15 protein-coding genes are annotated in these 17,400 nt (G+C 73.1%); 4 read left to right on the top strand and 11 right to left on the bottom strand.

Translation table 11 applies throughout. The annotated features are described in order from the left end of the window. Nucleotides 1–88: 88 nt before the first annotated feature. The gene (locus tag N5875_RS35820; protein ID WP_338498477.1) at nucleotides 89–2,287 is read left to right on the top strand and encodes a germacradienol/geosmin synthase; all 2,199 of its coding nucleotides are present in this window, start codon (nucleotides 89–91) and stop codon (nucleotides 2,285–2,287) included. Between the two features lie 43 nt (nucleotides 2,288–2,330). Here N5875_RS35820 and N5875_RS35815 read toward each other — a convergent pair whose 3' ends face one another. From N5875_RS35815 to N5875_RS35780, 8 genes are all read right to left on the bottom strand, one after another. After that, nucleotides 2,331–2,696: a S4 domain-containing protein gene (locus N5875_RS35815; protein ID WP_318212759.1), complete on the bottom strand. Its 366-nt coding sequence runs from the start codon at nucleotides 2,694–2,696 to the stop codon at nucleotides 2,331–2,333. A gap of 17 nt (nucleotides 2,697–2,713) precedes the next feature. Further along, nucleotides 2,714–3,214: a hypothetical protein gene (locus tag N5875_RS35810; protein ID WP_024757478.1), complete on the bottom strand. Its 501-nt coding sequence runs from the start codon at nucleotides 3,212–3,214 to the stop codon at nucleotides 2,714–2,716. Nucleotides 3,215–3,270: 56 nt separating this feature from the next. Then, entirely contained in the window at nucleotides 3,271–6,045 is a 2,775-nt protein-coding gene (locus tag N5875_RS35805; protein WP_318212811.1) for an AAA family ATPase, read from the bottom strand. A gap of 592 nt (nucleotides 6,046–6,637) precedes the next feature. Further along, on the bottom strand, nucleotides 6,638–7,063 hold the full coding sequence (locus N5875_RS35800; RefSeq protein WP_338498467.1) for an ACT domain-containing protein: 426 nt from the start codon (nucleotides 7,061–7,063) through the stop codon (nucleotides 6,638–6,640). A gap of 36 nt (nucleotides 7,064–7,099) precedes the next feature. After that, nucleotides 7,100–8,266: a thiolase domain-containing protein gene (locus tag N5875_RS35795; protein ID WP_318212757.1), complete on the bottom strand. Its 1,167-nt coding sequence runs from the start codon at nucleotides 8,264–8,266 to the stop codon at nucleotides 7,100–7,102. Further along, entirely contained in the window at nucleotides 8,259–9,326 is a 1,068-nt protein-coding gene (locus tag N5875_RS35790; RefSeq protein ID WP_318212756.1) for a thiolase domain-containing protein, read from the bottom strand. The genes N5875_RS35795 and N5875_RS35790 overlap by 8 nt, the downstream gene beginning before the upstream one ends. Next, entirely contained in the window at nucleotides 9,323–10,288 is a 966-nt protein-coding gene (locus tag N5875_RS35785) for an OB-fold domain-containing protein (protein WP_318212755.1), read from the bottom strand. The genes N5875_RS35790 and N5875_RS35785 overlap by 4 nt, the downstream gene beginning before the upstream one ends. 287 nt (nucleotides 10,289–10,575) lie before the next feature. After that, nucleotides 10,576–11,385 (bottom strand): crotonase/enoyl-CoA hydratase family protein, encoded by an 810-nt coding sequence (locus tag N5875_RS35780; RefSeq protein ID WP_338498466.1) that lies wholly within the window; start codon nucleotides 11,383–11,385, stop codon nucleotides 10,576–10,578. 164 nt (nucleotides 11,386–11,549) lie between these two features. Here N5875_RS35780 and N5875_RS35775 point away from each other — a divergent pair, with 164 nt between their 5' ends. Further along, the gene (locus tag N5875_RS35775; RefSeq protein ID WP_338498465.1) at nucleotides 11,550–13,193 is read left to right on the top strand and encodes an acyl-CoA synthetase; all 1,644 of its coding nucleotides are present in this window, start codon (nucleotides 11,550–11,552) and stop codon (nucleotides 13,191–13,193) included. Between the two features lie 47 nt (nucleotides 13,194–13,240). On the opposite strand, the gene N5875_RS35770 is transcribed toward N5875_RS35775, so the two are convergent. Both N5875_RS35770 and N5875_RS35765 read right to left on the bottom strand, forming a co-directional pair. Beyond that, nucleotides 13,241–13,651, bottom strand: coding sequence for a VOC family protein (locus N5875_RS35770; RefSeq protein ID WP_338498463.1), 411 nt, complete (start codon nucleotides 13,649–13,651; stop codon nucleotides 13,241–13,243). A gap of 170 nt (nucleotides 13,652–13,821) precedes the next feature. Next, nucleotides 13,822–14,478, bottom strand: a complete 657-nt coding sequence (locus N5875_RS35765) for an NAD(P)-binding domain-containing protein (protein ID WP_338498460.1) — start codon at nucleotides 14,476–14,478, stop codon at nucleotides 13,822–13,824. A gap of 76 nt (nucleotides 14,479–14,554) precedes the next feature. Between N5875_RS35765 and N5875_RS35760 the strand changes: the two genes are divergently transcribed. Next, nucleotides 14,555–14,905 (top strand): helix-turn-helix domain-containing protein, encoded by a 351-nt coding sequence (locus tag N5875_RS35760; protein WP_318212750.1) that lies wholly within the window; start codon nucleotides 14,555–14,557, stop codon nucleotides 14,903–14,905. Nucleotides 14,906–14,960: 55 nt separating this feature from the next. Here the strand turns inward: N5875_RS35760 and N5875_RS35755 are convergent, their stop codons facing one another. After that, entirely contained in the window at nucleotides 14,961–16,481 is a 1,521-nt protein-coding gene (locus N5875_RS35755) for an alpha/beta hydrolase (RefSeq protein WP_338498458.1), read from the bottom strand. 103 nt (nucleotides 16,482–16,584) lie between these two features. Between N5875_RS35755 and N5875_RS35750 the strand changes: the two genes are divergently transcribed. Further along, on the top strand, nucleotides 16,585–17,400 hold the full coding sequence (locus N5875_RS35750) for a pentapeptide repeat-containing protein (RefSeq protein WP_318212748.1): 816 nt from the start codon (nucleotides 16,585–16,587) through the stop codon (nucleotides 17,398–17,400).

The raw sequence follows: 17,400 nt of genomic DNA, 5'->3' as shown, positions 1-17,400 counted from the left end.
GACTATTCGGGAGATCGCGTGCGCCGTACGGGCGACGGGTAAAGGTGGGCCGGACAAGACCCCCGCTCACCGGAAGGCCCCCCAGCACATGCCTCAGCCCTTCGTTATGCCGGATTTCTATGTTCCGTATCCGGCGCGGCTCAATCCCCATGTGGAGGCCGCCCGCACGCACACCCGTGACTGGGCGCGGGAGATGGGGATGCTGGAGGGTTCGGGGGTCTGGGAGCAGCACGACCTCGACTCGCACGACTACGCGCTGCTCTGCTCGTACACCCATCCCGACTGCGACGAGGAGGCCCTCAACCTCGTCACCGACTGGTACACCTGGGTCTTCTTCTTCGACGACCACTTCCTGGAGATCTTCAAGCGACCCCAGGACCGGGCGGGCGGCAAGACCTATCTGGACCGGCTGCCGCTGTTCATGCCGGCGGACCCGTCGGCCGGCATGCCCGAGCCGACCAACCCCGTCGAGGCGGGGCTCGCCGACCTCTGGCGCCGGACCGTTCCCTCGATGTCGGAGGGGTGGCGGGTGCGGTTCGCGGAGGCGACGGAGCACCTGCTGTACGAGTCGCTCTGGGAGCTCGACAACATCAACGACGGGCGTGTCGCCAACCCCGTCGAGTACATCGAGATGCGGCGGAAGGTGGGCGGCGCGCCCTGGTCGGCGGGCCTCGTCGAGTACGCGGCGGGGGCGGAGGTCCCGGCCCGGGTGGCGTACTCCCGGCCGCTGCGGGTGCTCAGGGACGCCTTCTCGGACGCCGTCCACCTGCGCAACGACCTCTTCTCGTACCAGCGCGAGGTGGAGGACGAGGGCGAGAACAGCAACGGCGTGCTCGTCCTCGAGAGGTTCCTCGGCTGTACGACCCAGGAGGCGGCGAACGCCGTCAACGACCTGCTGACCTCACGACTCCAGCAGTTCGAGAACACGGCCCTCACCGAAGTGCCGTTGCTCGCCGCCGAGAAGGGCCTCGACGCGGCCGAGTGCGCGGCCGTCGCGGCGTACGCGAAGGGGCTGCAGGACTGGCAGTCCGGCGGCCACGAGTGGCACATGCGGTCCAGCCGGTACATGAACGAGGGCATGGTCGGCGGCCCTTCGCACCTCGAAGGGGTCCTCGGCACCTCCGCGCTCGACATCCGCACCCTCTTCGGGCGCCCGGCGGCTTCGCGGCTGCGGGCGCTCACCCACGTGCCGCACCAGCGGGTGGGGCCGTCGCTGCTGCCCGAGTTCGACCTGCCGTACCCGCTCACCCTCAGCCCGCACCACGCGGAGGCGCTCCGGCTGTCGCTCGACTGGGCCGAGCGGTTCGGGCTCCTGGCCGACATCTGGGACCGGCCGATGGCGGAGGGCTTCGACCTGGCGCTGTGCTCGGCCGGGCTCGACCCGGACGCCACCCTGGAGGAGCTGGAGCTCAGCGCGGAGTGGCTCACCTGGGGCACCTACGGGGACGACTACTACCCCGCCTTCTTCGGCCGCTCGCGCAACCTGCTGGGCGCCAAGGAGCAGACCGACCGGTTCAAGTCCTGTCTGACGCTGGAGGATCCGGCCGCGGGAGCGGCGCTGGCCGTGAACCCTATGGAGCGCTCGCTCGCCGACCTCTGGGCCCGGACCGCGGGCCCCATGGCGGCGGAGGCCCGCGCCCAACTGCGGTACGCGCTCGACGCCATGCTGGACAGCTGGCTCTGGGAGCTGCACAACCAGGCGCAGCACCGGGTTCCCGACCCGGTCGACTACATCGAGATGCGCCGCAGCACCTTCGGTTCCGAACTGACCTCGCTGCTCTGCCGGTTGCGGCGCGCCGACGCACTGCCGCCGGAGCTGTACCGCTCGGGTACCGTGCGGGCCCTGGAGAACGCGGTGATGGACTACGGGGCGCTGATCAACGACCTGTTCTCGTACCAGAAGGAGATCGAGGTCGAGGGCGAGGTGCACAACGGCGTTCTGGTGCTCCAGAAGTTCTTCGACTGCGACTACCCGACGGCGGTGGCCATGGTCGACGACCTGATGCGGGGCCGACTGCGCCAGTACGAGCACCTCAAGGCTCGTGAAGTGCCGTTGATGTACCAGGAGTTCGGCCTCGACGCAGCGGGGCGCGCGGCCTTCGCGGCGTATCTGCGGGAGTTGGAGGACTGGCTCGCGGGCATCCTCAACTGGCACCGGAAGGTGCGGCGTTACGCGGCGGAGGACGTGCACACGGGCAGCGGTACGGCGCTGCTGCGGCACGGGCCGACCGGGCTCGGCACCTCGGCGGCCCGGATGGCGGAGCTGCTCGGGCCGGTCAGGGCCTGAGACGGGGGTGGAGCGGCCCCGCGGGCCGCTCCACCGTCGACGGTCAGGAGTGGCGGCCGCGCAGCTCGTCGAGTTCGCGGCGGTCGCGCTTGGTGGGGCGTCCGGCGCCCCGGTCGCGCACGGCGGCGACGGCCACGTGCTCGCGCGGCGGCGGGGGCGGGCTGTTGTCCACGTACGCCTCGACGGCGACCGGGGGGCCGACCCGCTTGGTGTGGAGTTCCTTGACCTCGACGATCCGTTCCCGCCCGCCGTGGAAGACCCGGACCTCGTCGCCGGGCTTCACCGACTGGGCGGGCTTGGCCCGTTCGCCGTTGACCTTGACGTGTCCGGCCCGGCAGGCCGCGGCGGCCTGGGCGCGGGTCTTGGTGAGGCGGACCGCCCAGATCCAGCTGTCGACGCGTGCGCTCATCGGCCCCCGCTCCCCCGTCAGCCCTGCTGGAACAGCTCGGCGGGCAGCGGCTTGAGCAGCGCGTACAGGTCGTCGGTGATCGGCCGGTCCCAACTGGCGATCGTGACGAGGACGTTGTCGCTGCGGTCGAACTGGACGCAGGAGATGCGGCTCTCGGAGAGCTTGAGGCGACGGACGATCAGGAGGTTGTCGCCCTGCATCACGGGGACGTCCTCGGTGTCGAGGACCTCGACCGGCTCGTCGTTCTCGAGGGCGGCGAGGAGCTGGGCCACCTCGAAGGGGATCTGGCCGTCGGCGAGCTCGCGCGCCGGGGAGCCCTCGGGCAGATTTCCGATGATCATCGCGGGGCCGCGGCCGCCGAAGAGGTCGTACCGGAGGAAGACACCCTGGCAGGAGCCGTCGGGAGCGGGCAGCAGGCCGGCGCCGAGATTGCCGGGCCAGTCCCCCGGGTCCATGGCCAGGACATCGAAGTCCGGGCCCGCGGGAGTGGCGGCGCTGCGGCGGCGGAGGAAGGACATACGGCCATGGTACGTGCCCCGGCGCGCGATGCGACGCGCCGGGCGGCTCCGGGCGGTCAGCTCTGTCCGGCGGGGTCCCCGGGGTCCCGTCCGGTGTTCCTGAGGGCCTGCGCGAGGCCCGTGCGGTCGGTTCCGAGCTTGCGGTAGACGGCCGAGAGGAGCCGGGCCACCGTGGTGGCGTCGACGCCCAGGACGGCGGCCGCGTCCTGGTCGCGGACGGTGAGATCGGCGGCGGCACGCTCACGGGCGGTGAGCGTGTCCGTGCCCGCGGGGTGGAGCGCCCGGGGGCGGAGTCCGGCCGCCGCTAGCTCGGCCCTGGCCACCTCGACGAGGGCGTCGGCGCCGCAGTCCTGGGCGGCTTCCAGACCCCGGTACAGGTGCTCGGCGGCCTCCCCGGCACGTTCGGTGCGCCGCAGGGCCGCGCCGAGGCCGACGAGGGATCGGGCCAGCTCGTACGCGGCGGGTGACTGGTCGAGCCAGTCGACGGACTCCTCCAGGAGCTTCACGCGGTCGGCGGGCTCGGACACCTCCGCGGTCACGCGGAGCGCCTGGCCGATCGCGGAGGGCGCCCCGTACTGACGGGCGCGGGCGACGGCCTCATGGGCGGTGGCGAGGGCCTTCGCCGGGGAGGTCGCCGCCTCGGCGAGCGCGAGGTGGAGCTGCCAGGGGCAGCAGGAGGGGTTGCGCTTGCCCCGCGGGTCCAGGCGCCTGCCGACGGCGGCCAGCTCCTCGGCGGCCTCCTTGGTGCGGCCGGTGGCGAGGAGCAGTTCGGCGTGGACGGTCTCGCAGTCGGGGATGGTGACGGCGGCGGGGAACGGTTCGCCGAAGTCGTGCTCGCGGGCGACAAGGACGGCCTCGTCGGTACGGCCGCGGGCGATGAGGACCTCGATCATGACGCCGGTGGCGTACCAGAGGGCCGGGGTGCGGGCGCCGACGCGCTCGGCGAGGCGGAGTCCGGCGCGGGCGAAGTCCTCGGCCTCCATCAGACGGCCGCGCCGGAAGCGGATGTAGCCGATGAGGGTGTAGGCGAAGGCGAGGTGCGCCCCGCGCCAGCCCTGCTTCTCGAATTCGGCGGTTCCGGCGGCGAAGAGTTCCTCGGCGCGGCCGGGGCGGTCGGCGTAGAGGTGGAGCAGGGCCACGAGGACCGGCACCTCGAAGCCCCGGCTCTCGTCGGCCCAGGTGAGGCCGCCTTCGAGGGCGCGCTCGGCTTCCTTGAGCGCGATCGAGGCGGGTTCGGCGCGCAGGGTGGCGTCCCAGGCGCGGAGCCCGATGATGTACCGCTCGGTGACGTCGCGGCCGGTGAGCCGGTCCGCGAGGGCCGCGAGGCGCCGGGACCGGGCGGGCGATTCGGGTTCGTCGGCGCGCAGGGCGTCCCACATGAACTTCTCCGCCTGCATCCGCAGCCGGCTGCGGGCGTCGGGGGCCTTCCGGGCCTCCTCGCCGAGGAGTTCGGAGGCCTCGACGAGCCGGTCGCTGTGGGCGAGGACCTGGGCGAGGCGGTAGACGATGCCGTGGCGCAGCGCCGGGTCGCTGACCGGCTCCTCCAGGGCGGCTCGCAGATGGTTGACGGTGGTGGCGGGCTCGGTGAGGAGCGAGGAGCAGCCGAGTTCGTAGAGGACGGCGGCCCGGTCGTCGGGGGCGGGCGGCTCGCGCAGGGCGCGGGCGAGGAAGCGGCGAGCCGCGTCGGGGGCTCCGGCGCGGAGGTTCTCGCCGGCGGCGGCGCGCAGCTGGTGGACGACCCAGGGGTCGCCCTCGGGGTGGGTCTCAAGGAGATGGCGGGCGGCCGCGGTGGGGCCGAGTCCGGCGTCGATGACGCACCAGGCGGCCTGACCGTGCAGGGCGACGCGGGTGGCGTCGGGGATGGACCGGTAGACGGTGGTCGCGATGAGGGGGTGCACGAACTGGAGGGGATCGTCCGCCTCTTCGGCCTCGGCGAGGACCCGCGCCTCGCGCAGCCGGGCGGCGCAGTCGGCCACGGCCTCGCCGCCGAGACCGGCGACGGCGCCCGCGAGCTGGGGTGAGATCTCGGTGCCGAGGACCGCGCAGGCCCAGGCGAGGCGGACGGTGGCGGGGCCGAGCCGTTCGAGCCGGGTGACGAGGCCGCTGCCCTTGAGGGCGGCGGAGAGGTCGCGGAGCTCGTGGGCGCCGTCGGCGGTGGGTTCGAGGCCGCGGTCGCAGACCTTGGCGGCGAGCTCGACCGCCTCGAAGGGATTGCCGGCGGTGACGGACCAGAAATCGCGGCAGAAGCTGTCCTCGGCGTGTGCGCCGACGCGGTCGCGAACCAGCCGGGCCACGGCGGACGAGGTGAGCGGGGCGAGTCCCAGGGGCCGCTGTCCGGACCGGTGTCCGGTGAACTCCGCGCCCTCCGGGGGAAGTTCGTCGGGTCGGTAGGCGACGACGAGGAGCATGGGCAGCTCCTCGGCGCGCGGGGCGAACGCGGCGAGCCAGCCGAGGGATTCGGGGTCGGCCCAGTGGACGTCGTCCAGGACGACGACGAGGGGCGCGCGGCGTACCGCGAGATGGGTGAGGACCCAGTCGAGCCCGTCGCGCAGACCCTGCGGGTCGGGCGGCGAGCCCTCGGCGGAAGCGCGGAGACCGAGGGCGGGGCCGACGATGTCGTACCAGGAGCCGAGGCGTTCGCGCAGTTCGGCGTCGGTGACGTGGGCCAGCTGCGGCTGGAGGAGCTGGCGGGCGACGTGGAAGGCGACCCGCTGCTCCTGGTCGCCGCCGCGCGCGGAGAGCACGGTGCAGCCGCGGGCGGCGGCGCGGCGCCGGATCTCGGCGAGCAGCGTGGTCTTGCCGAGGCCGGCGGGGGCGGCGTAGGCGAGGATGCCGCCGCGGCGGACGACCTGGGGGCGGGTGGAGGAAGCGGCCCCCGCGTCGGGCGCGGAGCCGAGCTCGGAGCCCGGTGCGGGCCGGGGCTCCGGGGTCGGCGCGGGGCCGGAGTCGGGCACGGGCCGGAGTCCGGTCCTGCCGCCGGGGACCGGGCCGCCGTCGGCCGGCACGGGCCGCGGGCCGGTCGCGGGATCGGCGTCCTGGGTGGACGCACCGGTGGGGACGGCGACCAGGTGCGGGCCCCGTGTCTCGCGGGGTGAGGGGACGGCGACCGGCCACAACGGCTCGTCCGCCAGCCCTGTCAGGAGGTCGAGCGCCTCCTCGGCCGCGGTGAGCGCCGCCTCGCGCTCGAAGAGGCCGGCTCCCTGACGGGCCGACCCGCCGTCCTGACGTGCTACGTTCCACCCCCACACAGGGGGCGCGCGCCCGGCGCACGGTCAGGAGTGCCGAACGGGAGGCCCCGCGAAAGTCCCAGCGTACGCCCGAAGGAGTGAGCTGGGGCGGTCAAACGGCAAGCAAAATCCCGACGTGTCGTCCATGGCTCATTCGGCTCGGCGCAGAGCGGTGGCGAGCACCGCTGAAGTCCGGCTAAGGGCGCCCCGGAGGGTCGCCGAGGCCGGGTCCGTCATCCGTGAGCCGTTCGAGAACGGCCAAAGCCTCCTCCGCGCGCGCGTGTTCCACGAAGAGGTGGTCGTGGTGGAAGCCCGCCACCACGTTGCAGCTGAGTCCGGCCCCGGCGAGCGCCCCCGCGACGGCGGCCGTCAGCCCGACGGCGTCGAGCGCGGAGTGCACCCGCAGCGTGATCCGGCCCGCCACGTAGTCGTACGGGAGGGCGGCGGCGTCCGCCTCCTCCTGGCGTACGACGAGGGTGAGGCCCTCGTCCTCGGCGACGGTGACCACCGGGGCGACCCCGGCCGGGGCGGGGCCCTCCACCGTGGTGAAGACATAGCGGCCGGGGTCGAGCTCGGGCCGCATCCCGGCGAGCAGCCGGGTCAGATCACGTTCCGCGTTCATGACCGCCAGGGTAGGCGCCCGGCCGGACGGCGTGGCTCAGCCGGTGGGCGGGGTGTCTCCCACGAGCCACATGGAGAAGAACTGGGCGCCGCCTCCGTAGGCGTGCCCGAGGGCCCGGTGTGCGCCGTCGACCTGGTGCTCGCCCGCCTCGCCCCGTACCTGGAGCGCGGCCTCGGCGAAGCGGATCATCCCGGAGGCTCCGATGGGGTTGGTGGAGAGCACCCCGCCGGAGGGGTTCACGGGCAGGTCTCCGTCGAGTTCGGTCACCCCTGCCTCGGTGAGCTTCCAGCCCTCGCCCTCCTCCGCGAAGCCCAGGTTCTCCAGCCACATCGGCTCGTACCAGGAGAACGGCACGTACATCTCGACGGCGTCGATCTCCCGCCGGGGGTCGGTGATGCCGGCCTGTCGGTAGACGTCGGCGGCGCAGTCCCGGCCCGCCCGCGGCGAGACGAAGTCCTTCCCCGCGAAGAGGGTCGGTTCGCTGCGCATCGCGCCGCCGTGGACCCAGGCGGGCGGGCGGGGCGAACGGGCCGCGCCCGTCCGGTCGGTGAGGACCATCGCGCAGGCGCCGTCCGAGGAAGGGCAGGTCTCGGAGTAGCGGATCGGGTCCCAGAGCATCGGGGAGGCCTGCACCTTCTCCAGGGTGAGGTCGTGCTCGTGGAGGTGGGCGTACGGGTTCTTGAGCGCGTTGCGCCGGTCCTTGTACGCGACGAGGGAGCCGATCGCGTCGGGCGCGCCGGTCCGCCGCATGTACGCGCGCACGTGCGGGGCGAAGAAGCCTCCGGCGCCGGCGAGCAGCGGCTGCTGGAAGGGCACGGGCAGGGAGAGGCCCCACATGGCGTTGGACTCGGACTGTTTCTCGAACGCCAGGGTGAGGACGGTCCGGTGGACGCGGGCGGCGACCAGGTTGGCGGCGACGAGCGCGGTGGAGCCGCCGACGGATCCTGCCGTGTGCACCCGGAGCATGGGCTTGCCGACCGCGCCGAGCGCGTCGGCGAGGTAGAGCTCCGGCATCATCACGCCCTCGAAGAAGTCGGGCGCCTTGCCGATGACGACGGCGTCGATGTCCGCCCAGGTCAGCTCGGCGTCCTCCAGGGCTCGGACGGCGGCCTCGCGGACGAGTCCGGCGATCGACACGTCCCGGCGTGCGGCGACGTGCTTGGTCTGGCCGATGCCGACGACGGCGACGGGCTCTTCAGGCATCGGAGTCCCCTTCCAGGACGGCGACCAGGTTCTGCTGGAGGCAGGGCCCGGAGGTGGCGTGGGCGAGGGCGCGGTCGGAGTCGCCCCGGTGGATGCGGGCGGCGGCCTCGCCGAGCCGGATGAGGCCGGCGGCCATGACGGGGTTGGCGGCGAGCGCTCCGCCGGACGGGTTGACCCTCACGCTCTCGTCGAGGTCGAGGGCCCGGCGGAGGACGACCTCCTGGGAGGTGAAGGGCGCGTGGAGTTCGGCGGTGTCGACGGGCGCCTCGAAGGCTCCGGCGCGTTCGGCGGCGAGGCGGGTGGAGGGCGAGTCGGTGAGGTCGCGGACGCCGAGGGAGTGGGCCTCGATGCGGTGGTCCATGCCGCGGATCCAGGCGGGGCGGGCGCAGAGTTCGCGGGCCCGGTCGCCGGCGGCGAGGATCACTGCGGCGGCGCCGTCCCCGATGGGCGGGCAGTCGCCGGTGCGCAGCGGCTGGACGACGTACTCGCCCTGGGGGCGGGCGCCGGGCAGCTGGGCGTGGGGATTCGCGGTGGCGTCCTCGCGGCTGCGGGCGGCGATCGCGGCGAGGGCGGGTTCGTCGGTGGCGCCCGCGTCGACGAGGGCCTGCGCCTGGAGGGCGGCGAGGGCGACGGAGTCCGGCCAGAGCGGGGCCAGGTAATAGGGGTCGAGCTGGCGGGTGAGGACGTCGCGGACGGAGCCGGGCGAGGACTTCCCGTAGGAGTAGACGAGGGCGGTGTCGGCCTCGCCGGTGAGGAGCTTCACCCAGGCCTCGTACAGCGCCCAGGCGCCGTCCGTCTCGACGTGGGACTCGGAGATCGGCGGCCAGGCGCCGACGCCGTCGAGGGCCATCGTGAAGGAGAAGGCGCGGCCGGCCAGATAGTCGGAGGAGCCGGAGCAGGTGAAGCCGATGTCGGAGGTCCTGAGGCCGGTCTGCCGCAGGACGTCGTGCAGGACGGGCATGACCATCTCGACCTCGGAGAGGTCGTCGGTGCGGCGGCGGTGGTCGCTCTGGGCGAAGGCGACGATCGCCACCTCTCGGTCCGGCCGGTGCGGCGTCACAGCAGCTCCTTGTAGGTGTCGTAGTCGGCGTCGGGCTCGCCGGTGGGCCGGTAGTGGTCGGGGTAGCGGCCGTCCTCGCTCCACACGGGTTCGACGCGCAGGCCCATCCGGACCTGGTCGTACGGGATGCCGCCGATGCGGCCGTGGAGGGCGAGCCCGGCGCCGTCGAGGGCGATGTGGGCGTAGACGTACGGCACCTCGATGTCGAGATTCTTCGCCTTGATGTTGACGATGCAGTACGTGGTGACGGTGCCGCGCGGGCCGACCTCGACCTGGTCGGTGGTGGCGATGCCGCAGGTGGGGCAGGCGCCGCGGGGCGGCACGTACACCTTGGTGCAGGAGGGGCAGCGTTCGCCGACGGTCCGGCGCTCGGTGAGGGCGTGGAGGTAGCGGGTCTGGGCGCGGCCGGGGCTGTAGGTGTAGTCGAGGCGGGCGGCGGCGACGATGCCGGTGACGGGGTCGGTGAACCGGCCGTCGTGCGCGCCCGGTTCGGCCACGGGATCACTGTCGTACGGCTCGAAGCAGGCGATGTCCGTGATGGCGCCGGAGCGTTCGGCGGCCCAGCGGATCCGGACCCGCATACCGGTGCGTACGGCTTCGGGACCGGGGGCGTCGAGGGCGTGCAGGAGGGCGGTGTCGGCGCCGTCGAGGCGGACGAGGACCCAGGCGAAGGGGGTCGGGAGGGGCTGCCCGGGGCGGGGCTCGGGGTTCCAGGCCCAGGTGGTGACGGTGCCGGTGGCGCCGACCTCGACGAGGTCGCGGAGCTCGGCGGCGGTGGCGGGGTCGTACTCGACGGGCGGGACGAGGACCGCTCCGGTCTCGGTGCGGACGCCGAGGACGGTGCGCTCGCGGAGGCCGGTGAGGAAGGCGGACTGGACGGGGCCGAGGGAGCGGGTGAAGGGGAATTCGACGACGAGGGGAGCGCGGAGAGTCTCCGACGGGGAGGCGGGGGTTGGCGTCATGGGGCGGGGCTCCTTGGTGAGGGGGTGGGGTGATGTGCCGGTGCAGGCGGGGCCGCTGCGCGGGCCTTCTCCCCACCCCGCCCCTTCCCGAACTGGGGCTCCGCCCCAGACCCCGCGCCTCAAACTCCCCCTACGCCCTTGCGGGCGTGGGGGGACCCCCAGGCGGGGCTGAAGTTCCGCCCAGCGGCGGAAACTCAGCCCGCCCGGCGTTTGAGGGCACGGCCGCAGGCCGTACGGGGTCTGGGGGCTTGCCCCCGGTTTCGGGAAGGGGCGGGGTGGGGAACGACTCACTCCCGCCGGTACTCCGGCGTCCGCTTCTCCGCGAACGCCCTCGCCCCCTCCTTCGCGTCCGCCGTGTCGAAGATCGGCCACCCTCGCTTGAGCTCGGCGGCCAGCCCCTCCGTCTCCGTCATCTCGGCGGTCTCGTACACGGACGCCTTCACCGCCTCGACCGCCAGCGGCCCGCACGCGTTGATCCGTTCGGCGATGTCGAGGGCCGCGTCGAGCGCGGTGCCGTCGGGGACGACCCGGCCGACGAGGCCGATCCTGGCGGCCTCGTCCGCCGAGTACGGGCGGCCCGTGAGGAGCATTTCGAGGGCGTTAGTACGGGCGATCTGGCGGGGCAGGCGGACCGTGGAGCCGCCGATCGGGAAGAGTCCGCGCCGGACCTCGAAGAGTCCGAAGGTCGCCGAGGCGGCCGCGACCCGGATGTCGGTGCCCTGGAGGATCTCGGTGCCGCCGGCGACGCAGTACCCCTCCACCGCGGCGATCACGGGTTTGCGGGGGCGGTGGTGGCGCAGCATCGCCTTCCAGTGCAGATCGGGGTCGGCCTTGAGCCGGTCCCGGTACTGCTCGCCCTCCATTCCCTTGCCCGCCAGGGCCTTGAGGTCCATGCCGGCGCAGAACGAGCCGCCCGCGCCGGTGAGGACGACGGAGCGGATGCCGTCGTCGGCGTCGGCCTCCAGCCAGCCGTCGTAGAGGCCGACGAGCATCGGCAGCGAGAGGGCGTTCTTGGCTTCGGGCCGGTTCAAGGTGAGGACGAGCGTGGCGCCTTCGCGCCGTACGCCGAGGTGTTCGGTGCCACCAGTGCCACCCATGGGGGTCTCCCGTCTCCAGTTCTGGAACAGGTTGCAGTAGCGCGGGGTCCAGTTCAATAGTTTTCTGACACTCAGTCAGATTCTTCTGCGCACCCCCTTCCCCCTGTCGCCGGTCGGCGCTCTAATGACCGCCGAGTCAGTGCGAACCGGGGTCAGGAGGAACGGTGGAGTACAACCTTGCCGACCTGTTCGAATCGGTGGTCGACGCGGTCCCCGACCGCGAGGCGCTGGTGTACGTCGATCATCCGGGGACGGGCGAGGAGCGTCGGCTCACCTACGCCGAGCTCGACGAAGCCGCCAACCGGATCGCGCACCACCTCACCGACGCGGGCATCCGGCCCGGCGAGCACCTCGGCCTCCACCTCTACAACGGCATCGAGTACCTGCAGACCGTCCTCGCCTGCCTCAAGGCACGGATCGTGCCGGTCAACGTCAACTACCGGTACGTGGAGGAGGAGCTCGTCTACCTCTACCGGGACGCCGACCTCGCCGCGCTCGTCTTCGACGCCGAGTTCACCGACCGGGTCGCGGCGGCGCTGCCGCAGACGGAGAAGCTGCGGCACCTCGTGCGGGTGGGCGCCCTACCCGAGGGAGCGGCCGACCTCGACTGCGTCCCGTACGCCGAGGCGGAGGCCACCGGCTCACCCGCACGCGGTTTCGGGCCCCGCTCGGCCGACGACCTCTTCATCATCTACACCGGCGGCACGACCGGGATGCCGAAGGGTGTCCTGTGGCGCCAGGAGGACCTCTTCTTCGCGGGGCTCTTCGGCGGCGATCCCTCGGGCGAACCGGTGAAGCGCCCCGAGGAGCTGGCCGAGCGGGTCGCCGCCGGCGGCGCCGGCATCACGTTCTTCCCCGCGCCGCCGCTGATGCACGGCACCTCCACGCTGACCGCGTTCATCGCCTTCAACTACGGCCAGCGGGTCGTCCTGCACCGCAAGTACGTCCCGGAGGAAGTCCTCCGCACCCTGGAGAAGGAGAAGGTCTCCAGCATCTCCCTGGTCGGGGACGCGATGCTGCGGCCGCTCGTGGACGCGCTGCGCGGGCCGCTGAAGGGCACGGACCTCTCCGCACTGTTCAGTCTGTCCTCCTCCGGGGCGATCATGTCCGAGACCGTACGGGCCCAGCTCCAGGAGCTGATGCCGAACGTGCTCCTCCTCAACAACTTCGGCTCCACCGAGTCCGGTTCCAACGGCCGCGCCACCGACGACTCCGGCCCCGCCAGAGGCTTCCGGCTGCACGTCAACGAACGCACCCAGGTCGTCGACCCTGTGACCCGTACCCCCGTCGCCACCGGCGAGATCGGCCGGCTGGCGCAGCGCGGCCACGTGCCGCTCGGCTACTACAACGACCCGGAGAAGACCGCCGAGACGTTCTTCGAGCGGGACGGGGTCCGGTGGGTGCTCCTCGGCGACATGGCGACCGTGGACGAGACCGGGGTGGTCACCGTCCTCGGGCGCGGCTCCCAGTGCATCAACACGGGCGGCGAGAAAGTCTATCCGGAGGAGGTGGAGCAGGCCCTCAAGTCCCACCCCGACGTGTACGACGCGCTGGTCGCCGGAGTGCCGGACGCCCGCTGGGGCAACCACGTCGCCGCGGTCGTCCAGCTCCGCGCGGACGCCCCGCCGCTGGACCTGGAGACCCTCCAGACCCACTGCCGTCCCCGCCTGGCGGGGTACAAGGTCCCGCGCCAGCTGGTCCTCACCGACCGCATCCAGCGCTCCCCCAGCGGCAAGGCGGACTACCGCTGGGCCCGCACGGTGGCGGTGGAGGCGGACGCGAACCCGGCAGGCGGGTCAGGCGCCTGAGGCGCGTCACGCGTTCTCCGCGGGAACGTCTGCGAACCGGAGCCGGTTCAGCCCGCCTCGGTGATGTTGACCATCCACGTGACCCCGAACTTGTCCGTGCACATGCCGAACACATCGCCCCACATCTGCTTCTCCAGGGGGACCGAGACGGCGCTGCCCTCGGACAGCTTCTCCCAGTAGCCGCGCAGCTCCTCGGCGTCGTCGCCGCTCAGGCTCACCGCGAAGCCCTTCCCCGGCTTCTCCGTCCCCGGCGGGTTGTCGGCGCCCATCAGCGTGAAGCCGCTGGGCGTCTCCAGCATGCCGTGCATGATCTTCTCGGCGTATCCGGGCGGCGCCTCGGCGCCGAACCCGCCGTACGTGTTGAGGCTGAGGGTGCCCCCGAGGACCTGCTTGTAGAACTCCAGGGCCTGCTTCGCGTCGCCGGAGAAGTTGAGGTAGGGGTTGAGACGAGTGGTCACACCTGGCTCCTGTCGTATCGCGCCGTTGCGCTGCCGGGCACCGTCCGAGGGCGGCGCCCCTCCGATCCTCCACCGGCGTCCGCGCCCACGACCGAGGCGCGCCGTTCATGGGCCGATCGGCCCATGAACGGCGCGGGGCACCACGCTCGTGATCAACACATCCAGGAGCCCTACGGCGTTTCTCCCGGCCCCGTCGCGAACGCCAGGGGCGGCGCCATCGCCCGGGCGTCCGCGTTCTCCCCGACCCACAGCCCGATGTAGAGCGCGGCCGTCGCCTCCAGGAGCCCCGCCCTGTCGAGGCCGCCCCCGGTCAGCGGTGCGCAGCCCGCGTCCCGGACCAACTGCCGTACGAGCGCGAGCGCGGTGTCGTCGTCGCCGCACACCGGGACGGCCAGACGCTGCCCGTCGAAGACGGGAGGGTCCATCCTCCACACGTCCTCGTGGCAGAGGTTGAAGGCCTTGACGACCCGTGCGTCGGGGGCGGCGGCCGCGAGAAGCCCCGCGGCCGAGGGGCCGCCGTCCGTGAGGAGCCGGAAGCCGGGTCCCACGGGATTGGAGCAGTCGAGCAGCACCTTCCCGGCCAGGGGTGCCCGCAGCTCGCCGACGACCTCCTCGCCCGCCCCGTACGGCAGCGCGGCGAGGACCACGTCGCCGAATCCGGCCGCCGCGCGCAGGCTCCCGTATCCGGTTCCGCCGCCCAGGCGGCCCGCGAGACGCCGCGCCCTGTTCTCGTCGCGGCCCCCGACGAGCACCTCGTGTCCCGCCCGTACCCAGTGGGTGGCCAGGGCGTCCGCCATGTTGCCCGTTCCCAGTACGCCGATCCTCATCGTCCATCCCCTCTCGGCGCTGTCCTTCAGCGCCTCGGGAACGACACTAGGAAGGCGGTCGGGCACCATCTGGTACGTGACTCACGACGCCTACCTCGCCGACTGCCGCGCCCGCCTCGCCTTCGACCTGCTGTCGAACACCTGGAACGCCGTGGTGCTCTGGTCCCTGCGGCAGGGCCCGAGCCGCCACGGCGCACTCCGCGAACGCATCGGCGGCATCAGCTCCAAGGTCCTCACCGAGACACTGCGGCGGCTGGAGTTCAACGGCCTGGTGGAGCGGCACGTCGAGGACGGCACGCCGGCCAGGATCAGCTATGAACTCACCGACCTGGGACGGACCTTGCTCGGTCCTATCGACGCCTTCGGCGCGTGGGCCTTCGAGCACGGCGACGAGGTGATGGCCGCCCAGGAGCGCCACGGCGGGTGACCTCGGCTGCCTCACGACGACGCGATCGACAGGGGCCGATCCGCCGGGAGTCCCCCTAGAGTCCGAACTCCCGCAGTTCGGCGAGGAACTCCTCCGGGGCGTCCGTGTGGACGAGGTGCCCCACCCCGACGGTGACGAGCCGGGCGTCGGGGATGCGGTCGGCCAGCCAGGCCAGCTGGTCCTGGCGGACATGGCTGGTCGGGCCGCCCGCCACGAGAAGGGTCGGGGCCGTGATGGCGGGGAGTTCCTCGCGCCAGGCGGGGTCGGGGGCGTTCAGCTGGGCGTTGGTGGACGGGACGATCTCCCAGTCGAAGCCGAGCGGACCCTCGGGGCGGTCGGCCGGGGGGCGCGGCGGATCGAGCGGGAAGAACACGGGGACGTCCTCCAGGACGAGCCGCCCGATGAGGTCCGGTTCCCGGGCCGCGAGGAGACAGGCGGCCCCGCCGCCCATCGAGTGGGCGACGACGGTGGCGCCGGCGAGGCCGAGGGCCTTGAGGAAGCCGCCGAGTTCGTCGCGGAAGGTGTCGAAGCCGTAGGTGCCGGGCCGGTCGCTGAGTCCGTGGCCGCGCAGGTCGACCGCGTACACCCGGTGGTCGGCGGCGAGCTCCGCCGCTATCCGCGTCCAGGTGGTGCTGTTCTCGCCCCGCCCGTGGACCAGGACGACGGGCGGGGCGTCCTCGGAGCCCCGTACCCGGTAGGCGAGGCGGACGCCGTCCACCGTGACGGTACGGACCTCCGGGTCGAGGAACGCGGCGAGGGTGCGGACGAACGCCTCCGCGTCGTCCACCCACGGGAAGTGTCCGGCGCCCGGCAGGACGACCAGCTCGGCGTCCGGGAAGAGGGCGGCGGCCTCGGCGGCCTTGGCCGGGGTGGGGCCGGCGTCGTACTCCCCCGCCAGGACGAGGACCGGCGCCGTGAGCGCGGTGATCGCGCGACGGGTCGCCTCCGGGGTGTACGCGCCCTCGCCGTGGTAGGCGGGGGCGGCCTCCCAGTTCATCTGCTCGGCCTCACGGGCCGCGTGTTCCTGGGAGGCCGCGTCCCAGCGGCCGTACGCGAAGGGCGCGACGATCTCGCGGACACCGGTCAGCGGGGTGTTCGGACCGATCGAGTCGAGCGCGGCCCTGGCCCGCGCGTACCAGGGCCGGTCGGCGAAGACCTCGAGCGCCTTGTCCCACTCCTCGTCGGTGGTGCCGACGCCGAGCGCGCGACTCGCGGAGGTGACGAGGACGAGGGAGCGGATCCGCTCGGGGTGGGCGGCGGCGTACAGGGTGGCCAGGTTGCCGGCCGCCGAGTGGCCGAGCAGGTCGATCCGCTCCAGGCCGAGGTGGACGCGGAGCGCCTCGACGTCGCCGAGCTGCCGGTCGCAGCGGTACGTGCCGGGGTCGGCGGGCTCGGCGCTCGCCCCGGTCCCCCGTGCGTCCAGCAGGACCAGGGTCCGGTGCGCGGTGAGTCCGCCCAGGTCACCGAGGTAGGCGGCGTCACGCAGCGGCCCGCCCGCGAGGCACACCAGGGGTTCGCCCTCCCCTTCGATCCGGTAGGCGAGTTCGGTTCCGTCGTACGAGGTGAATGTCGGCATGGCGCCGATCCTCGCGGGCCACGAACGATCTCTGCAACGGGTTTGGAGGGGAGCGCGATACGGTGAGTGGACCGTCCCCGACCAGCGAAGGAACCGTTCCACCGTGCCCGAGACCCGGGAATCCGCCCTGCGCGGCGACTGTGCCAACTGCTTCGGCCTGTGCTGCGTGGCGCTGCCCTTCGCGAAGTCGGCCGACTTCGCCGTGAACAAGGCGCCGGGCGAGCCCTGCCGGAACCTCCAGGAGGACTTCCGCTGCGGCATCCACACCCGGCTGCGGACGAGCGGCTTCCAGGGCTGCACGGTGTACGACTGCTTCGGCGCCGGCCAGCAGGTCTCCCAGGTGACCTTCGGCGGTGTGTCCTGGCGCGAGGCGCCGGAGACCGCGAGCCGGATGTACGACGTGTTCTACGTGATGCGCCAGCTCCACGAGCTGCTGCGCTACCTCACGGAGGCGCTGGCCCGCCCGGCGGCCCGTCCCGTCCACGCCGAGCTGCGGACGGCGCTCGCCCGGGTCGAGGCGCTCACCGGGGGCTCGGCGGACGACCTGGAGAAGCTGAGGGTGCCGGACGTGCGCGCCGAGGTGAACCAGCTGCTCCTGCGGACGAGCGAGCTCGTCCGCGCCACGGCCGGCGGGAAGCCGAAGAGCCGGCGCGGGGCGGACCTGATCGGCAAGAGGCTGCGCGGGGCGAAGCTGCGCGGCACGGACCTGCGCGGGGCGCTCCTGATCGCCGCCGATCTGACGGGTGCCGATCTGTCGCTGACGGATCTGATCGGCGCGGACCTGCGGGACGCCGATCTGTCGGGTGCGGACCTGACCGGCGCCCTCTTCCTGACGCAGCCCCAGCTGAACGCGGCGCGCGGGAACGCCGCGACCCGCCTTCCGGAGGGTTTCGAGCGCCCCGCGCACTGGGCGTCCTGA

Source organism: Streptomyces sp. SJL17-4 (assembly GCF_036826855.1).
Taxonomy (GTDB): domain Bacteria; phylum Actinomycetota; class Actinomycetes; order Streptomycetales; family Streptomycetaceae; genus Streptomyces.
The sequence above is the reverse complement of the archived record's forward strand: the minus strand, read 5'-3'. Positions and strand labels throughout refer to the sequence as shown.